Below are 18,758 nucleotides of genomic sequence, written 5' to 3' on the forward strand. Positions count from 1 at the left end.
CAACCAGCGAAAATTTCGAGGAAAGGGCTGTCCGGATCGAACCCGTCGAAGGGATTCCACCCGACGAACCCACGATTGATCTTCGACTTAGAAAGCGCTTACTCGAAGACTGCACTGATCGGGTCGCCGAGGTTGACAACCCCTCGCCCGGGCGGTTTGAATCGGTTCATCGCGGTGGCGACGAGCTGACCGGAGGCCGACGATGTCCCCGCAGTCCCCCGAGTTCCCCCTGTCCCGGAGAGTCTTCCTCGGCGGTGTGTCCGCCCTGGCCGCCACGGCCGTCACACCGGCGGTGGCCACGGCGGCCACCGCCGCCGCGTCCGGCGGCGCGGTGCGCCTGCACTGGCTGGACGGCCGGCCCGCCGCCCCGGTGGGCTGCGCCTTCGGCGTTCCCTGGCCGAGGGGAACGCTGTCCAGGAACGTCCCGCTGGCCCTGCACGCCGGGGACGGCGCCGCCGTCCCCGTGCAGTCGTGGCCGCTGGCGTACTGGCCGGACGGCTCGGTCAAGTGGACCGGGCACGCCGTGACCGCCTCCGCCACCGCGGACACCTTCGCGCTGGCGCCCGGTAACCCCGCGGCGCCACCGGTCCCGGTCACCGTGCGCCGGTCACCGCGCGAAATCGTCGTGGCCAACGGAACGGTCGAGCTGAAGCTCGCCACGACCGGCGCCGTCGCCGTGCCAGCTCTCTCCCGGGCCGGGCGGGTCGTCGCCCGCGACGGCGAGCTCGTGCTGCGGCTGCAGGACCGGCCGGACGACGCCGACGACGACCGGGCACCCCGCCGCGAGGACTGGACGGGCATCGTCGAACGCGCCGAGGTCGAGCAGCCAGGCCCGGTGCGCGCGGTGGTCAAGCTGACCGGCCGGTACCGGCGCGACCGCGGCCGCGGCACCCGCGCGATCCTGCCCTGGACGCTGCGGATCTACCTCGGCGCGGGCGACGATTCCCTGCGTGTCGTGCACAGCTTCCGCTGGGACGCCGACGAACACCACGACTTCGTCCGCGGGCTCGGCCTGCGGTTCTCGGTTCCGCTGACCGACGAGCCGCACAACCGGCACGTCCGCTTCGGCACCGCGGCCGGCGACGTGTGGGGTGAGCCGGTCCGGGTGCTCACCGGCCTGCGCCGCGACCCCGGCACCGCGGTCCGCAAGGCCCAGACCGACGGCACCGCCACGCCACCGGTCGCGCAGTGGGGCCAGCAGGTGCGCGACGGCTACCAGAACCTCGCTCTGTGGAACGACTTCACGCTGTTCCAGGAATCCGCCCGGCACTTCGCCGTGTGGAAGCGCACGAGCGCCGCGGGCAGCTGGCTGAAGCACGCGGGCCGCGGCGACCGCGCGTCCGGCTTCGGCTACGTGGGCGGGGTCGGCGGCGGCCTGGGCTTCGGGCTGCGCGATTTCTGGCAGCGCGCCCCGCGCTCGCTGGACGTCCGCGGCGCGGCCACGGACACGGCCTCGGTGACGCTCTGGTCGTACTCCCCGCTGGCACCGGCGCTGGACCTGCGCACCTACGACACCGTCGCCCACGGCCTCGACCTGTCCTACGAAGACGTTCAAGAGGGCTTCGCGACGCCGCAGGGCGTGGTGCGGTCCACCGAGATGCAGCTGTGGGCACTGGCGGCCACCCCGACCCGTGACACGATCGCCGCGCTCTCGGCCACGCTGACCACGCCGCCGCAGCTCGTCGCCGACCCGGGCACCTACCACGCGGCCGGGGTGTTCGGCCGCTGGAGCCTGCCCGACCGCAGCACGCCCGCCCGCGCGGCCCTCGAAGACGGGATCGCCCGGGAGATCGGCTTCTACGCCGACCAGGTCGACGAGCGCGAGTGGTACGGGTTCTGGCACTACGGCGACGTCATGCACACCTACGACGCCGACCGCCACGAATGGCGCTACGACGTCGGCGGGTACGCCTGGGACAACGCCGAGCTCGGCACGGACGCCCTGCTCTGGTACGCCTTCCTGCGCTCGGGCGATCCCCGGACGTTCCGGCTCGCGCGCGCCATGACCCAGCACGTGTCCGAAGTGGACACCCACCACGGCGGCCGGTTCGCCGGCCTCGGGTCGCGCCACGCCGTTGTGCACTGGGGCGACGGCGCCAAGGAGGCGCGGGTCGGCGAATCGTTCACGAAGCGGTTCTCCTACTACCTCACCGCCGACGAGCTGCTGGGCGACCTGATCCGCTCGTCGCTGCAGGTCGACGAGACCCTGCGCACGGTGGACCCGCTGCGCGAAGTCCTGCCGCCGCAGACCAAGGCACCGGCCCGCGTCCGGATCGGACCCGACTGGTACGCGCTCGTCAGCAACTGGCTGACGGAGTGGGAACGCACCGGCGACGTCCGCTGGCGCGACAGGATCGTCACCGGCATGAAGGACATCGCCACGTTCCCCGCCGGGCTCTTCACCGGCGAGGCGGGCGGCGCGGTCGGCTTCGACCCGGCGACCGGCCACCTCGTGAACCTGGAGAAGGGCGACTTCGACGGCGGCTACAACCTCTCGATGGCCTTCCTCGGCGAGCAGATCCTCTGGGAGGCGCTCGACCTGGTCGACGTCCCGGAGTTCCGCCGGACCTACCTGGACTTCGCCCGGTACGCCCAGGCGCCGTCGGCCGAGAAGATCGCCCGGTACGGCCGCGACTTCAACCCGGGACTGTTCAAGACGATCTACTCGCGCGTCACGGCCTGGGCGGGCGAGCAGCTCGGCGACGCGAGCCTGCGCAAACGCGGCTGGGACCAGTTCACCGGCGACCCGGCGGGCAAGCCGTGGCCGCCCGCCGAGCGCGTCACCGGCTCCGCCGTCGCCGGTCCGGTGACCGAGATCCCCACGCGCACCACGACGAACCCCGCGGGCGATTTTGCCACGTTCGCGACGAACGACTTCGCCCAGCGGAACCTGGCCACCATCGCCCTGCTCGCCATCGCCCCGGAGGAAGCGCCGTGAAGATCCTCGCCGTGGTCGCCGCCCTCGTCCTCGGCTCGGTCCCGGCGGCCGCGTCCCCACACTGGACCGTGTGCACCGGCTCGTGCTCGTTCGACGTGCCGGCGGGCGACTACCAGGTCGACGTGGTCCTGGGCGGCCGCGACGCCGGGTCGACCGGGCTCGACGTCGAGGCCCGGCGGATCGCGCTGGCCCCGGTGGCGACCAAGGCGGGGCAGTACGCCGAGCGCTCGGTGACGGTCGAGGTCCGCACCCCGGAGGGGATGCCGAGCGGCCAGGACGGACCTGGCACCCCGGGCCTGCAGGTGCACCTCACCGGTCCGGCGCCGCAGCCGGTCCGGATCGCCGTGACGCCGAGGCCGAAGGCGCCGCGGATCTTCGTGATCAGCGACTCCACCGCCTCGGACTGGGCGAAGCTGCCGAAGAACGGCTGGGCCCAGGCCCTGCCGGAGTTCTTCCGCGCCGGGCCGAGCGTGCGGAACTACGCCCAGTCCGGCGCGAGCACGGTCAGTTACCTCGCGGACCCGCTCTACTTCGCCCGGGTGCGCCCGATGATCCGGGGCGGGGACACGGTCCTGATCCAGCTGGCGCACAACGACAAGCAGACGACCGAAGACGTCTACCGGGCCAACCTCGCGACGCTGATCGACGGCGTCCGGGCGCAGGGTGGGGCACCGGTGCTGGTCACGCCCCCGGTGCGGCACCGGTTCGGCGCGGACGGGAAGCTCACCCCACTCGGCCTCGTGGTCAACAACCTCGGCGTGGACCTGCCCGCGGTGATGCGGGACGTGGCCCGGCAGCAGAAGATCCCGCTGCTCGACCTCACCGCGCGCAGCCAGGCGCTGCTGGAAAGCCTGGGCGAAGCCGCTTCCTGGCCGCTCTACCTGACCCTCGCGCACGACGGCGTCGACGACGCGACCCACCTCAGCCGGTACGGCGCCGAGCAGTTCGCCGCGCTCGTCGCGCGGGCCGCGGCCCAGGCCCGGTTGCCGCTCGCGGCCTTCCTGCGTCCCGAAAGGCTCGGACGATGAGACGCCGTCTTCTCGCCCTCGTGCTGGCCCTCGCCACGGCGGCCGGGGTGAGCAGCGCGCCCGTGGCCGAAGCGGCCCCGGCCGCGAAGCACCGGATCACGTTCGACAAGTATTCGCTGATGCTGGACGGCCACCGGCAATTCCTCTGGTCCGGCGAGTTCCACCCGTTCCGGCTGCCGAGCCCGGACCTGTGGCGGGACGTGCTGCAGAAGATGAAGGCCACCGGCTACACGGCGGTCTCGATCTACTTCGACTGGAACTACCACTCGCCCGCACCCGGGGTGTACGACTTCACCGGCGTCCGCGACATGGACCGCGTCCTCGACCTCGCCGCCGAAGCGGGCCTGTACGTCATCGCCCGGCCCGGGCCGTACATCAACGCCGAGGTCACCGGCGGCGGCTTCCCCGGCTGGCTGGCCACGCAGCAGGGCACCGCCCGCAGCGACGCGCCCGACTACCTGGCCGCGGCCGACGAGTGGCTGACCGCGATCGACCGCGTCATCGCGCGGCACCAGTACGTCGACGGCCGCGGGTCCGTCGTCCTCTACCAGATCGAGAACGAGCTGGCCGCCACCGGCGTGGCCCAGCAGAACTACATCACGCACCTCTACGACAAGGTGCGCGCCGACCGCATCTCCGTCCCGATCTTCCACAACGACCGCGGGCGCAACGGCATCTGGGTGCCGCCGGACTCCGGCGTCCCCGGCACGGTCCCGGGCAAGGTCGACCTGTACGCGTGGGACACCTACCCGGGCGGCACCTGCCGTCCCGACGCCACTCCCGGGCCGCCCAACAACGCACCGGACTGGGGGCTTTACGGACCGGGCGGGGCGAAGGGCGGCGCGAGCGCGTCGCCGAACACGCCGGGGTTCACCGCGGAGTTCGGCGGCGGCTGGTTCGACTACTGGGGCAGCAACGGCACCTACCCCTGCACCGCGGTCCGCCAGGGACCCGGTTACGAGCGCGTGTTCTACGGCACGAACATCGCCAACGGGCTGACCATCCAGAACTTCTACATGACCTTCGGCGGCACGTCGTGGGGCTGGCTGCCGGCGCCGGTGGTCTACAGCTCCTACGACTACGGCGCGGCGATCGACGAAGGACGCCAGCTGCGGCCCAAAGCGCTGACCATGAAGGAACTGGGGTACTTCCTGCAGGCGGTGCCGCCGATCACCAAGCAGGACAAGGCGGATCCCGTCACGCCGTCTTCGACGGCGGTGAAGGTGTACCACAACGTCAACCCGGACACGCAAACCCACTTCTACCTGCCGGTGCACAACCCGTCGAAGGCCACCACGAACGACGTCTTCACCTTCCCGGTGTCCACACCGGACGGTGCGTACACCGTCCCGCAGGCGGGCACCCTGCGGCTCGACGGCCAGGACGCCAAGCACCTGGTGGCGAACTTCGACCTCGCGGGCCAGCACCTGGTGTACTCGACGTCGGAGATCATGACCTCGGTCGCGGGCACCGTGCTGCTGCACGGCCGTCCCGGCGAAGACGGGGAGACGGCACTGCGCTACCCCCGGGAACCGAAGGTGGAGGTGCTGGCCGGGAACGTCACGTCCACCTGGGACGCGGGTCGCGGCGACCTGCGGCTGAACCACGTCCACAACGGACTCGCCCGGGTGCGGGTCTCGGGCGGTGGCCGGCCGCCGGTCACCCTGCTGCTGGCCGACAGCCCCACCGCGGACACGTTCTGGCGGCTCGGCACCGCCGCCGGGCCCGTCCTCGTCCGCGGTCCCGCGCTGCTGCGCACCGCCCGGTTCCACGGCGGCGTGCTCGCCCTGACCGGTGACACCGCGCAGGCCGGTGACCTCGAAGTGTGGGGACCGGGCGCGAGGATTTCCTGGAACGGGCGGCCGATCCGGGCCTGGCAGACCTCTTCGGGGAGCCTGCTGACGCGGCTTCCCGGCCCGGCGGCCGTCGAGCTCCCTGCGCTGACCGGCTGGAAGCAGGCCGCCGGTTCGCCGGAATCGGCTGTCGCCTACGACGACTCGTCGTGGCCGGCGGCGACCAAGACGGACACCGCGAGCACCACCAAACCGCCGGCAGGTCAGCCGGTGCTCACCGCGGACGACTACGGCTTCCACACCGGCGACGTCTGGTACCGCGGGCATTCCCGCGACCCGGTCCCGGCCCAGCTGAGCCTGGACTACGGCGCGGGCGGGGCGGGCATGCTGCAGGCGTGGCTCGACGGGCACTACCTCGGCCGGCACGTGCTGCCGAGCGCACTGCCCGCCCCGCCGACGTCCGGCACGGCGACCTTCGCCGTACCCGCGGAACTGCGCGGGAGCGGGGACCACGTCCTGTCGGTGATGGTGCGCAACAACGGGCACAACGAAGACGGCGACGTCAACGACGCCCACAAGGAAGGCCGCGGGCTCATTTCGACGACGCTCACCGGGGCCGCCTGGAAGATCCGCGGCGGTGTCGCCGATCCGGTGCGGGGCCCGCTGAACAACGGCGGCCTCGACGGCGAGCGCGCCGGCTGGTCCCTGCCCGGTTACCCGGACGGCCGGTGGGCGGCGGCCCAGGTGCCCGCCGCGACGGCGGCCCCGGGAACCACGTGGTACCGCACGAACTTCACCCTGGACGTACCGAATGGACACGACGTCTCGCTGGGCCTGACCATCGGCGACCCGGCCACGCCGCGGTCGGGCGGTCACTACGGGGCGCTGGTCTTCGTCAACGGGTGGAACCTCGGGCAGTACCTCGCCGACGTGGGGCCGCAGCACACGTTCGTGCTGCCCAACGGAATCCTGGACCCGCACGGCCGCAACACCCTCGCCTTGGCCGTCACCGGTGACGGCGGTCCGGGCAACGGCCTCGAAACGGTGGCACTGACCAACCTCGGCACCGTCCGGGGCGGCGTCGCGGTCCGGCTGGTGGATTCTCCGCGGTACCGGCCCCGCCCAGGCGGGTGAGGCCCGCGGCAGGCCGGTTTCCGCGCGGCCCGCCGTGGGTATTCCCGTGTCGCCGGCAACACAACGACTGACCGTGCGTACCTGTGCGCGAGGTGAGGTCATGGTGACGACGACGACGCCCGATGGCGAGCCCCTGCCGTTCAACATCGAAACCACCGACGTCGCGGAGCTGGAAGCGGCCGTCGGAGTCCTGCGGGCACTGGACTACCGGCAGGGCGGCGGGTTCTGCCGCGACGCCGTCCGGGTGGTCAAGACGGCGAGCCTCCTGCTGCACTGGGGAACGGTCCCGGAGCCGTTGCGGGCCAGGCTGTACACCGTGCTGGCCGACGTGCACAACCTGCTCGGCTGGACGGAATTCGACATCGGGCACGGAGAACCGGCCCGGCGCCGGTTCGGGCGGGCACTGGAACTCGCGGCCGAGGCGGGCAACGACAACCTGGTGGCTAACATCCGTTACCGGCTCGGCCGCCTGCACCTGCACCGCCACGACGTCCCCCGCGCACTGGCGGAATTCGCCAGGGGCGGGGTGGCCGCGCGGCGCTCGGGTTCCCGGCGGGCCCTGGCTATCCTGCAGGCCAACGAGGCGTGGGCGTTCGCGATGGGCGGCGACGAACGGGCGGCCCTGAACCGGCTGGCCGAGGCCGAGACGGCGTTCACCGAGGCGGGTTCGTGGCTCCCGCCGCGGCCGTGGGAGGCGTTCTTCGGCGAGGCGGACATGGCGGCGATGTGCGGCACGGTGCTGACGGAGCTGGCCGAGTCGGTGGCCCCCCGTCACAGCGGCGCAGCGATCGTCCAGCTGACGGGCGCGGCCGGCCGCTACGGCGCCGACATGACCCGCAGCCGGTCGCTCACGTTGATCATGCTGGCCCAGAACCACGCGCTCGGCGGCGACTTCGACGAGGCCACCCGGATCGGCGCCGAGGCGATCGAGCTGGCCGGCCACGTGGGATCGGTCCGGCCGAAGGACCGCCTGGCCCCCCTGCAACGGCGGTGCCTCGAGCGGCGGAGCGACCCGGCGGTGAGCGTCCTGCTCGAGGGCATCGCGGAATACCGCAGCCGGCCACTTTCGTAGGGAAAGTTCCGCTTTGAAACGCAAAGCGGAACCGAGCCCCATCCGGGTGTTTGGTCTTCGGGGGAGGTGGGTAGTACCGATCCGGAGCGGACCGGCCATGGGTGCCGGGCTGCCCGCCGGACGACGGAGAAGGGATTTCCGCAGTGAGCGCTGACGGCAACCGGGTCCGGCCCCAGGACCTCTTGCGCGTGACGGCCCACCACTCCGAGGGCACGGTCGTGCTGGCGGTGGCGGGCGAGGTCGACCTGCTCAGCGCCCCCATGCTCGGCACCGAGGTCACCGCGGCCCTCGCCGACGCGCCGGAGCTGCTGGTGGTCGACCTGTCGGAGGTGTCGTTCCTCGCCTCGATCGGCATCACGGTCCTGCTCGAGGCCCGCCGCGAGGCCGGCACCGGCACCAGGGTCCGGGTGGTGGCCCCCGAAGACGGCGTCGTCCACCGCACCCTCCGGCTGACCGGCCTGCACGAGGCCCTGGCCGTGGCGTCCACCAGGGACGACGCCCTCACCGGGTGATCAAGGACGGCGGGGCGGCGTCGAAAGCCCCTTCGGCTCGGGTTGGGCCGTTTCGGGGGCCGGACGTCGCTCAGCCGTGGCTGGCGGCGAAGCCGACCGCCACCCAGCCGTCGCCCTGGCGGCGCAGCTCGAAGCCGTACGCGAGCGCGCCGGGGTCGTGGCCGTGCAGGGCCCGCACGCCTTCCCACGTGTGGTCGCCCGGCTCGTCCGGGCGGTACGGCGCCGACCAGTACTGCGGTGACGTTGATGCGCCGCAGCTGCGGTGGCCCCAGAACCGGACCGAGCGGGTGCTGTCGGTGAAGACCGTGCGCGCCGGGTCGTCGATCGTCCACCAGTCGCGGCAGTCCGGGCTGCCCGCGTGCGCGGGCCCCGCGGCGAGCACCCCGCCCAGCAGCGAAAGCACGACTGCCGACCCACCAAGACGCCACGAACGCATCGAATCCCCCGTTTCGATCATGCCTGCCGTCAGGCTACCCGAAATGTCCGGTTCCGGGCTCAATCAACGTCCCCGCCGGGTCGATGGCAGGATGTCCCGGTGAACATGCGCACCCGGAACAACGTGACCGTCACCGGCCGGGAAGACGGGCCCGCGCTGCTGCTCGCCCACGGCTTCGGTTGCGACCAGAACCTGTGGCGCCTCGTCGTCCCGGAACTCGCGCGGCACTACCGGGTCGTGCTGTTCGACCACACCGGCGCCGGGCGCTCGGACCTGTCCGCCTGGACCCCCGAGCGCTACGGCAGCCTCGACGGCTACGCCGACGACGTCCTGGCCATCTGCCGCGAGCTGGACCTGCGGGACGTCGTGCTGGTCGGGCACTCGGTCAGCGCGATGATCGCGGTGCTGGCCGCCAACCTCGAACCGGACCGGTTCGCCAAGCTCGTCCTGCTCACGCCGTCGCCGCGGTACATCGACGACGAGGGCTACCGCGGCGGGTTCAGCCGCGAAGACATCGACGAGCTGCTCGCCGCGCTCGAGTCCAACTACCTGGGCTGGTCGGCGACGATGGCGCCGGTCATCATGGGCAACCCCGACCGCCCGGAGCTGGGCGAGGAGCTGACGAACAGCTTCTGCCGCACCGATCCCGCCATCGCGCGGGTCTTCGCCCGGGTGACGTTCCTGTCCGACAACCGGGCCGATCTGGCCAAGGTCACCGTGCCGGCGCTGGTGATCGAGTGCGCGAACGACGCCATCGCCCCGCCCGAGGTGGGACGGTTCACCCACGAGCAGATCCCCGGCAGCACGCTGGTGACGCTGGCCGCGACCGGGCACTGCCCGCAGCTCAGCGCGCCGGAGGCCACGGCCGCCGCGATCACCGCGTTCGTGGGCGAGCCGTGATGTGTGAAGACCACCCGGCCCCGGGTGGTCAGGAGAGCGCCGGACCGGCGTTTTCGGCACTGTTGGAGGACAGCACGGAAGACCTCTACGAGCACGCCCCCTGCGGGTACCTTTCGACGCTGCTGGACGGCACGATCGCGAAGATCAACGCGACGCTGCTCGGGTGGCTCGGTTACGAGCGCGACGAAGTGGTCGGCCGGCGCCGGTTCGCCGACCTGCTCACCGTCGGCGGCCGGATCTACCACGAGACGCACTTCGCGCCGCTCCTGCGCATGCAGGGCGAGCTCGGCGGCGTCGCCTTCGAGCTGAAGGCCGCGGACGGCAGCCGGCTGCCGGTGCTGGTGACCTCGACGGTCAAGACCGGCACCGACGGGGAGGCGCAGCTGATCCGCACCACCATCTTCGACGCGCGCGACCGGCGGGCCTACGAGCAGGAACTGCTGCGGGCCCGCGAAGAAGCCGAGCGGGAACGCGACCGGGTGCAGCGGCTGGCGCGGACGCTGCAGCAGACCCTGCTGCCGCCCGCACTGCCCGAGGTGCCCGGCCTGCAGGTCGCGGCCTACTACCACCCCGCGTCGGCCGACGAGGTCGGCGGGGACTTCTACGACCTGTTCCCGCTGACCGGCGAGACGTGGGGCTTCTTCCTCGGCGACGTGTCCGGGAAGGGCGCCCCCGCGGCCGTGGTGACGTCGCTGGCGCGCTACACGCTGCGTGCCGCCGCGGTGTACGACCCGGACCCCGCGGGCGTGCTGGCCCACCTCAACACCGTGCTGCACCACGAGTACCGCGGCTCGGATCCGCGTTACTGCACCGTCGTCCAGGGGCACATCCGGCTCGAGGCCGAAGGCGCGGCGGTCACCCTGGCCACCGGCGGGCACCCGCCGGCCCTGCTGATCCGCGCCGACGGCACGTCCGCGTTCCTGCCCGTCCCGGGCGGCCAGCTGGTCGGCGCGCTCCCCGACGCGCGCTTCGCCGCCGAGGACGTCCTGCTGACGCCGGGTGACACCTTGCTGCTCTACACCGACGGGCTGACCGAAGCACGCACGCAGGGCCGTCTCCGTTACAGCGAAGAGCAGCTGCAGGAGCACCTGACCGGCCTGGCGCCGACCACGGCACCCTCGGTGATCGAGGCGGTGACCGACCTGCTCGCCGGCTTCGGCGACGGCGTCGAGGACGACACGGCCCTGCTGGCGCTGGGCGTCCCGCTCCCCGGAGGCGTCCGACCGTGACCGGCACCCCGTTTTCCGCCACGGCCCGCAGCTCCGGGACGGGCCCGGTCGTCACCGTCACGGGAGAGCTCGACGTGGCGACCGCACCCCGGCTCCGCGCGGAAATCGGCGGCGCCCCCCTGGGCAGCGGCCAGCTGCTGGTGATCGACCTGGCCGGGGTGACGTTCTGCGACTCGAGCGGCATCTCCACGCTCATCGCCGCCCGCAACGTCGCCGAGGCGGCCGGCGCCGGGATCGCGCTGGTCGCCGTCCCCGCGCGGCTGAGCCGGACGTTCGGGCTGATCGGCTTGGCGGACTTCTTCCCCACTTATCCGAGCGCCGAGGCCGCGATCGCCGACCTCGGGAACTGAGCAGGCCTCAAGCGCCCCAATGTGGCGTTGGTTGCGTCCAACGCACCGAACGCCACATTGGGTGCGTTGGACGCACCGAACGCCACATTGGGGCGCTTTGGTCAGGCCGGAGGCGGAGGCGGGGTCAGTTCGGTCAGCAGCGCGCGGATCGCCGGGCTTGCCTCGGCGCTTCGCCGCCACACCGCCTGCACCTCCCGCTTCGGCGGCCGCCGCAACGGCCGGGCGATCAGCTCCTCCCCCAGCGGCGGCCGGGCGAGGCGCGGGATCAGGGCGACGACCTGCCCGGAAGCGACCAGCGACAGCTGCGTCGCGAAGTCGTCGACCAGGTGGCGCACGTCCGGTTCCTCCGCGAACAACCGCCGGAACCACTGGTGGCACACCGTTCCCGGCGGGCTGGTCACCCACGCGTGCCCGGCCAGCACGTCCCCGTCGAGGGGCGCGTCGAGCTCCGCCAGCGGGTGCGTGCGGCTCACGACCACGTCGCCGATGTCGGTGTGCAGCCACCGCTGCGCCAGCGACGGAGGCAGCGGTGCGGGCAGCAGCCCGTCGGCGTCGTGCACCAGCGCGAAGTCCGCCGTGCCCGCGCCGACGCTGCGCAGGGCCTCGTCGGGGTCCTGCTCGGTGACGTGCACGCGCAGCTCCGGGCACCGCGCCGCCAGCCGCGGCACGACGGGAGCGAGCAGACCGCGGATGGCGGTCGAGAACGCCACCACCCGGAGCGTGCCCCGCGGCGCGCCTTCCGCGACCGACTGGGCGGCTTCGGCGCAGCGCTCCAGCGCCTGGAACACCTCGGGCGCCGAGTCGGCGATGGCCTGCCCGGCCGGGGTCAGCACGACCCCGCGGCCCGCCGGCGCGAGCACCGGCACCCCGACCTGGCGCTCCAGCCGCTTGAGCTGCTGCGACACCGCGGACGCCGTGAACCCGAGCTCCTCGGCCGCCCGCGCCAGCGTCCCCAGCGCGGCCACCGAGCGCAACGCCCGCAAGGCTCCGACCTCGATCATGAAGCCAGGCTACGCAATATCGGCAAAAAACCATCGCTGGACCATCACAATCGGGCGGGGCAGGGTCGGAGGATGACCGAATTCGGCACCAACCTCGTCGCGATGGTGACCCCCATGCAGCCCGGCGGCGGCCTCTGCGAACCCGGCCGCACCCAGCTCGTCGAGCACCTGCTGGCCAGCGGGTGCGACGGCCTCGTCGTCGGCGGGACCACCGGCGAGTCCCCGACGCTGTCCGACGCCGAATCCGCCGGCCTCGTGCGGGCCGTGGCGGCCCAGGCCGGAAACCGCGCGCGGGTGATCGCCGGTGTCGGCACCTACAACACGGCCACGAGCATCCGCCGGGCCCGCGACGCCGAGGCGGCCGGCGCGGACGCGCTGCTGCTCGTCTGCCCCTACTACTCCCGGCCGACGCAGGACGGCGTGATCGCCCACTGCCTGGCCGTGGCCGACGCCACCGAGCTGCCGGTGATGCTCTACGACGTCCCCGCCCGCACCGGCGTCGCGATGGCGCCCTCGACCCTGATCGAGCTGGCCGGCCACCCGCGGATCCGGGCGGTCAAGGACGCCAAGGGCGACCTGTCCGAAGCGATGGCGGTGCTGAGCCGGACGTCGCTGGCGTACTACTGCGGCATCGACGAGCTCAACCTGCCCTACCTCGCGTGCGGGGCCGCGGGCCTGGTCAGCGTCGTGGGCAACGTGGCGGCCGGGCGCACCGCCGCCCTCATCCGCGCCGTCCGCGACGGCGACCTCGCCGAGGCGCGGGCGATCAACGACGGCCTGAGGCCCTTGACGGACACGATCATGCGCGCCGGCACCGGCGCGGCGAACGCCAAGGCCGCACTCGCGGACCTGGGTGTCATCCCGCACGCCACCGTGCGGTTGCCGCTGGTCGAAGCGATCAGCGGTCCGGCAGCCCGTACCCCGGAACGGGCGCTCCCGACGCCGTCGTGAACTCCAACCAGGTGGTCTTGCCCGATTTCGGGCAAGAATTTGGGCTTCGACGCTCCGGCAGGCATGATGGCCCGCGTGGAAGACACCGACATCGTCGAGCGCGTGGCCGCGTCCACCGGGCTCCCGCCCCGGGTCGCCGCCCGGGTCGTCGACGACGTCCTGGCCTTCTACCGGACCCCCACCGAGGACTACGTGCGCCGCCGGCACGCCGAGCTGCAGGCCCAGGGCCGGAAGAACCCCGAGATCTTCCCCCTGATCGCCGCCGAGCTCCGCGGCAGGCTGGTGGCCGCGCCCGTCCTCTCCGAGCGGCAGCTGCGCCGCATCGTCTACGGCTAGAGAGGTTCGCCCATGTGCGGAATCGTCGGCTACATCGGCGGCCAGAACGCCGCCCCCATCCTGCTCGAAGGCCTCACGCGGCTGGAGTACCGCGGCTACGACTCGGCGGGCATCGCCGTTCTCGGCACCAAGAACACCGCCCAGGTCCACCGGGTCGTCGGGCGGGTGCGCAACCTCGCCGCGGCGCTGCCCAAGCGGCTCGCCGGCAAGGTCGGCATCGGGCACACGCGCTGGGCCACGCACGGTCCCGCGTCGGAGGCCAACGCCCACCCGCACACCTCCGAGGACGGCCGCGTCTGCGTGGTCCACAACGGGATCATCGACAACGCCGACACCCTGCGCGCCCAGCTCGCCGACGCCGGGGTCACCCTGACGTCGGAGACCGACACCGAGGTCCTCGCCCACTTGATCGCGCGCTCGGCCGCAGACACCCTGGAAGACGCCGTCGTCGAGGCGGTCTCCCGGATCACCGGCACGTACGCGATCGCCGTCACCGACAGCGCGCACCCGGACCGCCTGGTGATCGCCCGCAACGGCTCGCCGCTGATCATCGGCGTCGGCGAGCGGGAGATGTTCGTCGCCAGCGACCTCGCCGCGCTCGTCCGGCACACCTCGCAGGTCGTGCACCTCGACGACGGCGAGTTCGCGACGGTCTTCGCCACCGGCTACCGCACGTTCACCGTCGACGAGAGCGACACCACCAAGCCGGCCACCGAGATCGACATCGACGCCGAAGACCTCGACCTGGGCGGCTACCCGCACTACATGGCCAAGGAGATCCAGGAACAGCCCGAATGCGTCGAGCGGATCATCCGCGGCCGCCTGGACGACCGGTTCGGCGTCGCCCGCCTGGACGGGCTCAACCTGACGCCGCGGGAGCTGCGCGGCTTCGCCCGCGTGAAGATCCTCGGCTGCGGCTCCGCCTACTACGTCGGCCAGATCGGCGCGACGATGATCGAGGAGCTGGCGCGGATCCCGGCCGACGCCGAAGCCGCGTCCGAATTCCGCTACCGCAACCCGATCATCGAAGCCGACACCCTCTACATCGCGGTCAGCCAGTCCGGCGAGACGATCGACACCGCCTTCGCCGTCGAGGAGATCAAGCGCAAGGGCGGCCGCGTGGTGGGCCTGGTCAACGTCGTCGGCTCGACGATCGCCCGCGCCTGCGACGGCGGGGTCTACCTGCACGCCGGCCCGGAGATCGCGGTCGCCTCGACCAAGGCGCTGACCAACATGGCCGTCGGGTTCGCGCTCATCGCGCTGGCCCTCGGCCGCGTGCGTGATCTGTCCAATGCGGACGGTCAGCGCATCATCGGCGCGATCCGCGCGCTGCCCGGCCAGATCAAGGCCGTCCTGGACTTCGAACCGGAGATCGCCGAGCACGCGAAGACCGTCGCCACCGCGAAGAGCCTGTTCTTCGTCGGCCGCGTCCGCGGCTACCCGGTGGCCAGGGAAGGCGCGCAGAAGTTCAAGGAGATCTCCTACCGCCACGCCGAGGCGTACCAGACCTCCGAGCTCAAGCACGGCCCGCTCGCCCTGATCGACGAAGAGCTCCCGACCGTCGCGATCGTGCCGTCGGACGAGCTGACCGAGCGCAACCTGGCCGCGGTGCAGCAGATCAAGGCCCGTGGCGGCTCGGTGCTGGCCGTGACCCACGAAGACGTCGACTTCGGCGAGCTCGGCGTTCCGCGGATCGTGGTGCCCAAGACCGAGCCGGAACTCGACCCGGTCCTGCTGACCATCCCGCTGCAGCTGCTCGCCTACCACGCCGCGCTCACGCTGGGCTACGACATCGACAAGCCGCGCAACCTGGCCAAATCCGTCACCGTGGAGTGAGCGTCCGACGGCCGGCCGTGATGTCCCCGCGCCGCTGCCGGGCCTGCTTGGGCATGTTCCAGCCGAGCACCCCGGTGACCTCGCCGCCGCGGCGGTACTGCGCCACGAACCGGCCGTCCCGCACCGATCCCTCCACAATGGACACTTCACTGTCCGCGAACAGCGTTCCGTGCACGTGGATGCGGGCGTCGAACTGGTTGGTCCAGAAGCAGGGCACGGGCGTGTACGGCCGGTCTTCGCCGAGGATGTTCCCCGCGACGGCGACCGCCTGCTCGGTGGCGTTGGTCCGGTTCTCCAGCCGCAGCAACGCGTCGAGTCCTTCGTGGTGCCAGCGGGCGACGTCGCCCGCCGCGTAGATCCCCTCGGCCGCCCGGCACCGGGAGTCGCAGACGACGCCGTTGTCGCACCGCACTCCGCTGCCCGCCAGCCATTCCGTCGCCGGCGCGGCACCGAAGGCGACCACAACGACACCGGCGGGCAGCACCTCGCCCGAGGCCAGGCGCACTCCGGCGACCCGGCCGTCGCCGGCCACCAGGCCGGTCACCGCGGAGCCCAGCCGGAGCTCGACCCCGCGAGCGGCGTGCAGCTCGGCGAGCAGGCCCGCGACGAGGGGCCCGAACTGGCAGGCCAGCGGCGCGGGCTGGGGACCGGCCAGGGTGACCGGCACCCCCGCCGCGCACGCGGTGGCGGCGATCTCCGCGCCGAGCACCCCGTCCCCGACGACCACCACCCGCTTGCCCGGCGTGAGGTCCGCGCGCAGGGCCAGCGCGTCGTCGAGGGTGCGCAGCACGTGGACCCCGGCGAGGCCGTCCTGCCCGGGCAGGGTGCGCGGCCGCAGCCCGGTGGCGAGCACGACCGAGTCCGCGGTCAGGACCCGCCCGGCCGCGGTGTGGACGGTCCGCGCGCGAGCGTCCAGCCGCACCGCGGGATCGCCGAGGACGAACTCGGTGTCCAACGCGGACAGCGCGCCGGGCGTCCGCAGCCGCGCCTGCTCGGGGGTCCAGCTCCCGCCGAGGACCTGCTTCGACAGCGGCGGCCGGTCGTAGGGCAGGTGCCCCTCGGCGCCCAGCACGGTCAACCGCCCGGCGTACCCCTTGCGGCGCAAGGCTTCCACGGTCGCGAGCCCGGCGGCCGAGGCGCCGACGACCAGGACGTCGCCGGTCATCCCGCCTCGCTGACCGAGATCGCGACGCCCGGGCACACGCTCGCCGCCTCGCGGACGACCCCGTGCAGCCCTTCGCCGGGGTGCTCGTCGAGCAGGACGACGATGCCGTCGTCGTCGCGCTGGTCGAACACGTCCGGCGCGAGCATGACGCAGGTGCCGGCGCCGCAGCACTTGGCTTCGTCCACGGTGACCTTCATGGCTGATCCTTTCGGTGGGGTTGCTTCGTGACCGGCGCGAGCCAGAGCCCGGCCAGTGCGTCGGTGAGGCCCGTGGCGGTCTCGCGCCAGCCGTCCCTCGGGGTGCCCGCGCCTTCGGCGAGGGCGCGTTCCCGCTCGGCCATCGCGTGCACCAGCACGAGCCGGGTGACGTCGTTGCGTTCGGCGCGGGCTTCGGCGGGCAGCCCGGGCAGGCACCGGTAGAGCCCCGAGACGGTCCGCACCAGTGACGGGGACGTCAGCGTCTCCTCGATGATGACCGTGCGCAGCGACGGCTCGGTCGTCACCTGGGCGGCGAACCGGGCGAACCAGGTGGGCGCGCCCAGCTCGGCCAGGTGCTCGGTCGTGGGGTACACCAGGCACCCGAGCCAGTCCCGCAGCGGCGAGTGGCCGCCGACGCCGCCGAGCCGGTGGCGGCGCAGCCGTTCGATCGGCCCGGTGTGCTTGCGGACGATGGCCCGCACCAGCTCGGCCCGGGTGCCGAAGTGGTAACCCACGGCGGTGTTGTTGCCCTGTCCGGCGGCCTCGCTGATCTGCCGGTTCGAAACGGCGAGCACGCCGTGTTCGGCGTAGAGCCGTTCCGCCGTCGCCAGGATCAGCTCCCGCGTCGCCTGCGCCCGGTCCGTCACCAGCGGACGGGCAGTTCCCGCAGCCCGCCGACGGCGAGCCCCTCGACCCGGCGCAGCTCGGCCGCCGGAACGGCCAGCTCGAGGGTCGGCAGCTTGCGCAGCAGCACTTCCAGGACGACCTGCAGCTCGGTGCGGGCCAGCGGCTGCCCGAGGCACGCGTGCGCACCGGCCCCGAAGGCCAGGTGCGGGTTCGGGCTGCGGGTCAGGTCCATTTCGGCGGCGTTCTCGAAGGCGCTCTCGTCGCGGTTGGCCGCGGCCATGCTGCACATCGCGGTGGTGCCCGCGGGCAGCACCGTGCCGCCGACCTCGAACTCTTCGGTGAGGTAGCGCTGCATGCCCACGCCCGCGTTCGCGTCCGCCCGCAGGGCCTCCTCGACCGCCGTGCGCACCAGCGAGGGGTCGGCGAGCAGCCGTTCCCACCGGCTGCGGTCGGCCAGCAGCATCGCCGTCATCTTCGCGATCATGTTCGCGGTGGTTTCGTGCCCGGCGATGAGCAGGCCGATGCCGGTGGCGGTCAGCATCGCGTCGGACCAGCCGGCACCCTCGGCGATCAGCGCGCTCAGGATGTCCTCGCCGGGCTCGGCCCGCTTGTTCGCGATGTGCCCGCCCATGTACCGGCCGAACTCCGCCTGCGCCGCGTCGAACTCGGCCTGGGTGTAGCGGGTCATGCTGAGCATGACGTCGGACCAGTGGGCGAACTGGTCGCGGTCGGCGTCCGGCACGCCGAGCATGTCGCAGATGACCCAGACCGGCAGCGGGAAGGCCAGGCCGGCCTTGAGGTCGCCGGGCGCGCCCTTGGCGACCATTTCGTCGATGAGCTGCCCGGCCATCGCCGCCATGCCCGGGCGCAGCGCGTTCATCCGCTTGGCGGTGAACCACTTCCCGAGCAGGCGCCGCCACTTCAGGTGCGCCTCGCCGTGCTGCGGGAGCACGGACGCCATCTCGCTGTTGAACACCCCGCCCGATTCGGTGTCCGCGACGCGGGCCGCGTTGTCCGCCGGGGTCGGCCGGGTGAACCGCGGGTCGGACAGGACGCTCTTGACGTCGTCGTAGCGGGTGATCAGCGCGGCCTCGTCCCCGCTGGCCAGCGCGACGCGCGCGACCGGGCACTTCGCGCGGAACTCGGCCCACTCGGCCGGCGGCTCCAGCGCCGCGGCGGCCTCGAACGGGAAACGCGGCAGCGGGTCGGTGTGGCTTGGCGTCATGGCGGGCCTCCCGTTGGTGAATGTCCCT

17 protein-coding genes are annotated in these 18,758 nt (G+C 72.8%); 11 read left to right on the forward strand and 6 right to left on the reverse strand.

Features of this window, described 5'->3' with window-relative positions; translation table 11 throughout:
- Positions 1-202 precede the first annotated feature (202 nt).
- From Q5425_RS07450 to Q5425_RS07470, 5 genes are all read left to right on the forward strand, one after another.
- Positions 203-2,938 carry a hypothetical protein gene (locus Q5425_RS07450; RefSeq protein ID WP_308671348.1) on the forward strand — a complete coding sequence of 912 codons (2,736 nt, stop codon included), beginning with the start codon at positions 203-205 and terminating at the stop codon, positions 2,936-2,938.
- The gene (locus Q5425_RS07455; protein WP_308671349.1) at positions 2,935-3,966 is read left to right on the forward strand and encodes a GDSL-type esterase/lipase family protein; all 1,032 of its coding nucleotides are present in this window, start codon (positions 2,935-2,937) and stop codon (positions 3,964-3,966) included. The genes Q5425_RS07450 and Q5425_RS07455 overlap by 4 nt, the downstream gene beginning before the upstream one ends.
- Positions 3,963-6,893 carry a beta-galactosidase gene (locus Q5425_RS07460; RefSeq protein ID WP_308671350.1) on the forward strand — a complete coding sequence of 977 codons (2,931 nt, stop codon included), beginning with the start codon at positions 3,963-3,965 and terminating at the stop codon, positions 6,891-6,893. Before Q5425_RS07455 ends, Q5425_RS07460 begins: the two co-directional genes overlap by 4 nt.
- Positions 6,894-6,996: 103 nt before the next feature.
- On the forward strand, positions 6,997-7,965 hold the full coding sequence (locus Q5425_RS07465) for a hypothetical protein (RefSeq protein ID WP_396135135.1): 969 nt from the start codon (positions 6,997-6,999) through the stop codon (positions 7,963-7,965).
- Between the two features lie 143 nt (positions 7,966-8,108).
- A complete protein-coding gene (locus tag Q5425_RS07470) occupies positions 8,109-8,477 on the forward strand; it encodes an STAS domain-containing protein (RefSeq protein ID WP_308671352.1) in 369 nt (122 codons plus the stop codon).
- Positions 8,478-8,547: 70 nt separating this feature from the next.
- Here Q5425_RS07470 and Q5425_RS07475 read toward each other — a convergent pair whose 3' ends face one another.
- Positions 8,548-8,934, reverse strand: a complete 387-nt coding sequence (locus tag Q5425_RS07475) for a hypothetical protein (protein WP_308671353.1) — start codon at positions 8,932-8,934, stop codon at positions 8,548-8,550.
- 78 nt (positions 8,935-9,012) lie between these two features.
- On the opposite strand from Q5425_RS07475, the gene Q5425_RS07480 reads away from it, so the two are divergent.
- From Q5425_RS07480 to Q5425_RS07490, 3 genes are all read left to right on the forward strand, one after another.
- Positions 9,013-9,813, forward strand: a complete 801-nt coding sequence (locus tag Q5425_RS07480; protein ID WP_308671354.1) for an alpha/beta hydrolase — start codon at positions 9,013-9,015, stop codon at positions 9,811-9,813.
- A gap of 62 nt (positions 9,814-9,875) precedes the next feature.
- Positions 9,876-11,042, forward strand: a complete 1,167-nt coding sequence (locus Q5425_RS07485; RefSeq protein ID WP_308671355.1) for a SpoIIE family protein phosphatase — start codon at positions 9,876-9,878, stop codon at positions 11,040-11,042.
- Entirely contained in the window at positions 11,039-11,392 is a 354-nt protein-coding gene (locus Q5425_RS07490; RefSeq protein ID WP_308671356.1) for an STAS domain-containing protein, read from the forward strand. Before Q5425_RS07485 ends, Q5425_RS07490 begins: the two co-directional genes overlap by 4 nt.
- 101 nt (positions 11,393-11,493) lie before the next feature.
- On the opposite strand, the gene Q5425_RS07495 is transcribed toward Q5425_RS07490, so the two are convergent.
- Positions 11,494-12,393 (reverse strand): LysR family transcriptional regulator, encoded by a 900-nt coding sequence (locus Q5425_RS07495; protein ID WP_308671357.1) that lies wholly within the window; start codon positions 12,391-12,393, stop codon positions 11,494-11,496.
- 72 nt (positions 12,394-12,465) lie between these two features.
- Here Q5425_RS07495 and dapA point away from each other — a divergent pair, with 72 nt between their 5' ends.
- From dapA to glmS, 3 genes are all read left to right on the forward strand, one after another.
- Positions 12,466-13,344 carry a 4-hydroxy-tetrahydrodipicolinate synthase gene (dapA, locus tag Q5425_RS07500; protein WP_308671358.1) on the forward strand — a complete coding sequence of 293 codons (879 nt, stop codon included), beginning with the start codon at positions 12,466-12,468 and terminating at the stop codon, positions 13,342-13,344.
- Positions 13,345-13,407: 63 nt separating this feature from the next.
- Entirely contained in the window at positions 13,408-13,680 is a 273-nt protein-coding gene (locus Q5425_RS07505) for a hypothetical protein (RefSeq protein WP_013229189.1), read from the forward strand.
- Between the two features lie 12 nt (positions 13,681-13,692).
- Positions 13,693-15,516, forward strand: a complete 1,824-nt coding sequence (gene glmS, locus Q5425_RS07510; protein WP_308671360.1) for a glutamine--fructose-6-phosphate transaminase (isomerizing) — start codon at positions 13,693-13,695, stop codon at positions 15,514-15,516.
- Here the strand turns inward: glmS and Q5425_RS07515 are convergent.
- Genes Q5425_RS07515 through Q5425_RS07530 form a run of 4 tightly spaced genes read right to left on the reverse strand, consistent with a single transcriptional unit; the run spans position 15,503 to position 18,730 of the window.
- A complete protein-coding gene (locus Q5425_RS07515; RefSeq protein ID WP_308671361.1) occupies positions 15,503-16,681 on the reverse strand; it encodes an FAD-dependent oxidoreductase in 1,179 nt (392 codons plus the stop codon). The two genes, glmS and Q5425_RS07515, sit on opposite strands and share 14 nt — an antisense overlap.
- The gene (locus Q5425_RS07520; RefSeq protein ID WP_308671362.1) at positions 16,678-16,878 is read right to left on the reverse strand and encodes a ferredoxin; all 201 of its coding nucleotides are present in this window, start codon (positions 16,876-16,878) and stop codon (positions 16,678-16,680) included. Before Q5425_RS07520 ends, Q5425_RS07515 begins: the two co-directional genes overlap by 4 nt.
- Positions 16,875-17,525 (reverse strand): TetR family transcriptional regulator, encoded by a 651-nt coding sequence (locus Q5425_RS07525; RefSeq protein ID WP_308671363.1) that lies wholly within the window; start codon positions 17,523-17,525, stop codon positions 16,875-16,877. The genes Q5425_RS07520 and Q5425_RS07525 overlap by 4 nt, the downstream gene beginning before the upstream one ends.
- Entirely contained in the window at positions 17,522-18,730 is a 1,209-nt protein-coding gene (locus Q5425_RS07530; RefSeq protein ID WP_308671364.1) for a cytochrome P450, read from the reverse strand. The genes Q5425_RS07525 and Q5425_RS07530 overlap by 4 nt, the downstream gene beginning before the upstream one ends.
- Between the last annotated feature and the right edge of the window lie 28 nt (positions 18,731-18,758).

Source organism: Amycolatopsis sp. A133 (genome assembly GCF_031082405.1).
Taxonomy (GTDB): domain Bacteria; phylum Actinomycetota; class Actinomycetes; order Mycobacteriales; family Pseudonocardiaceae; genus Amycolatopsis.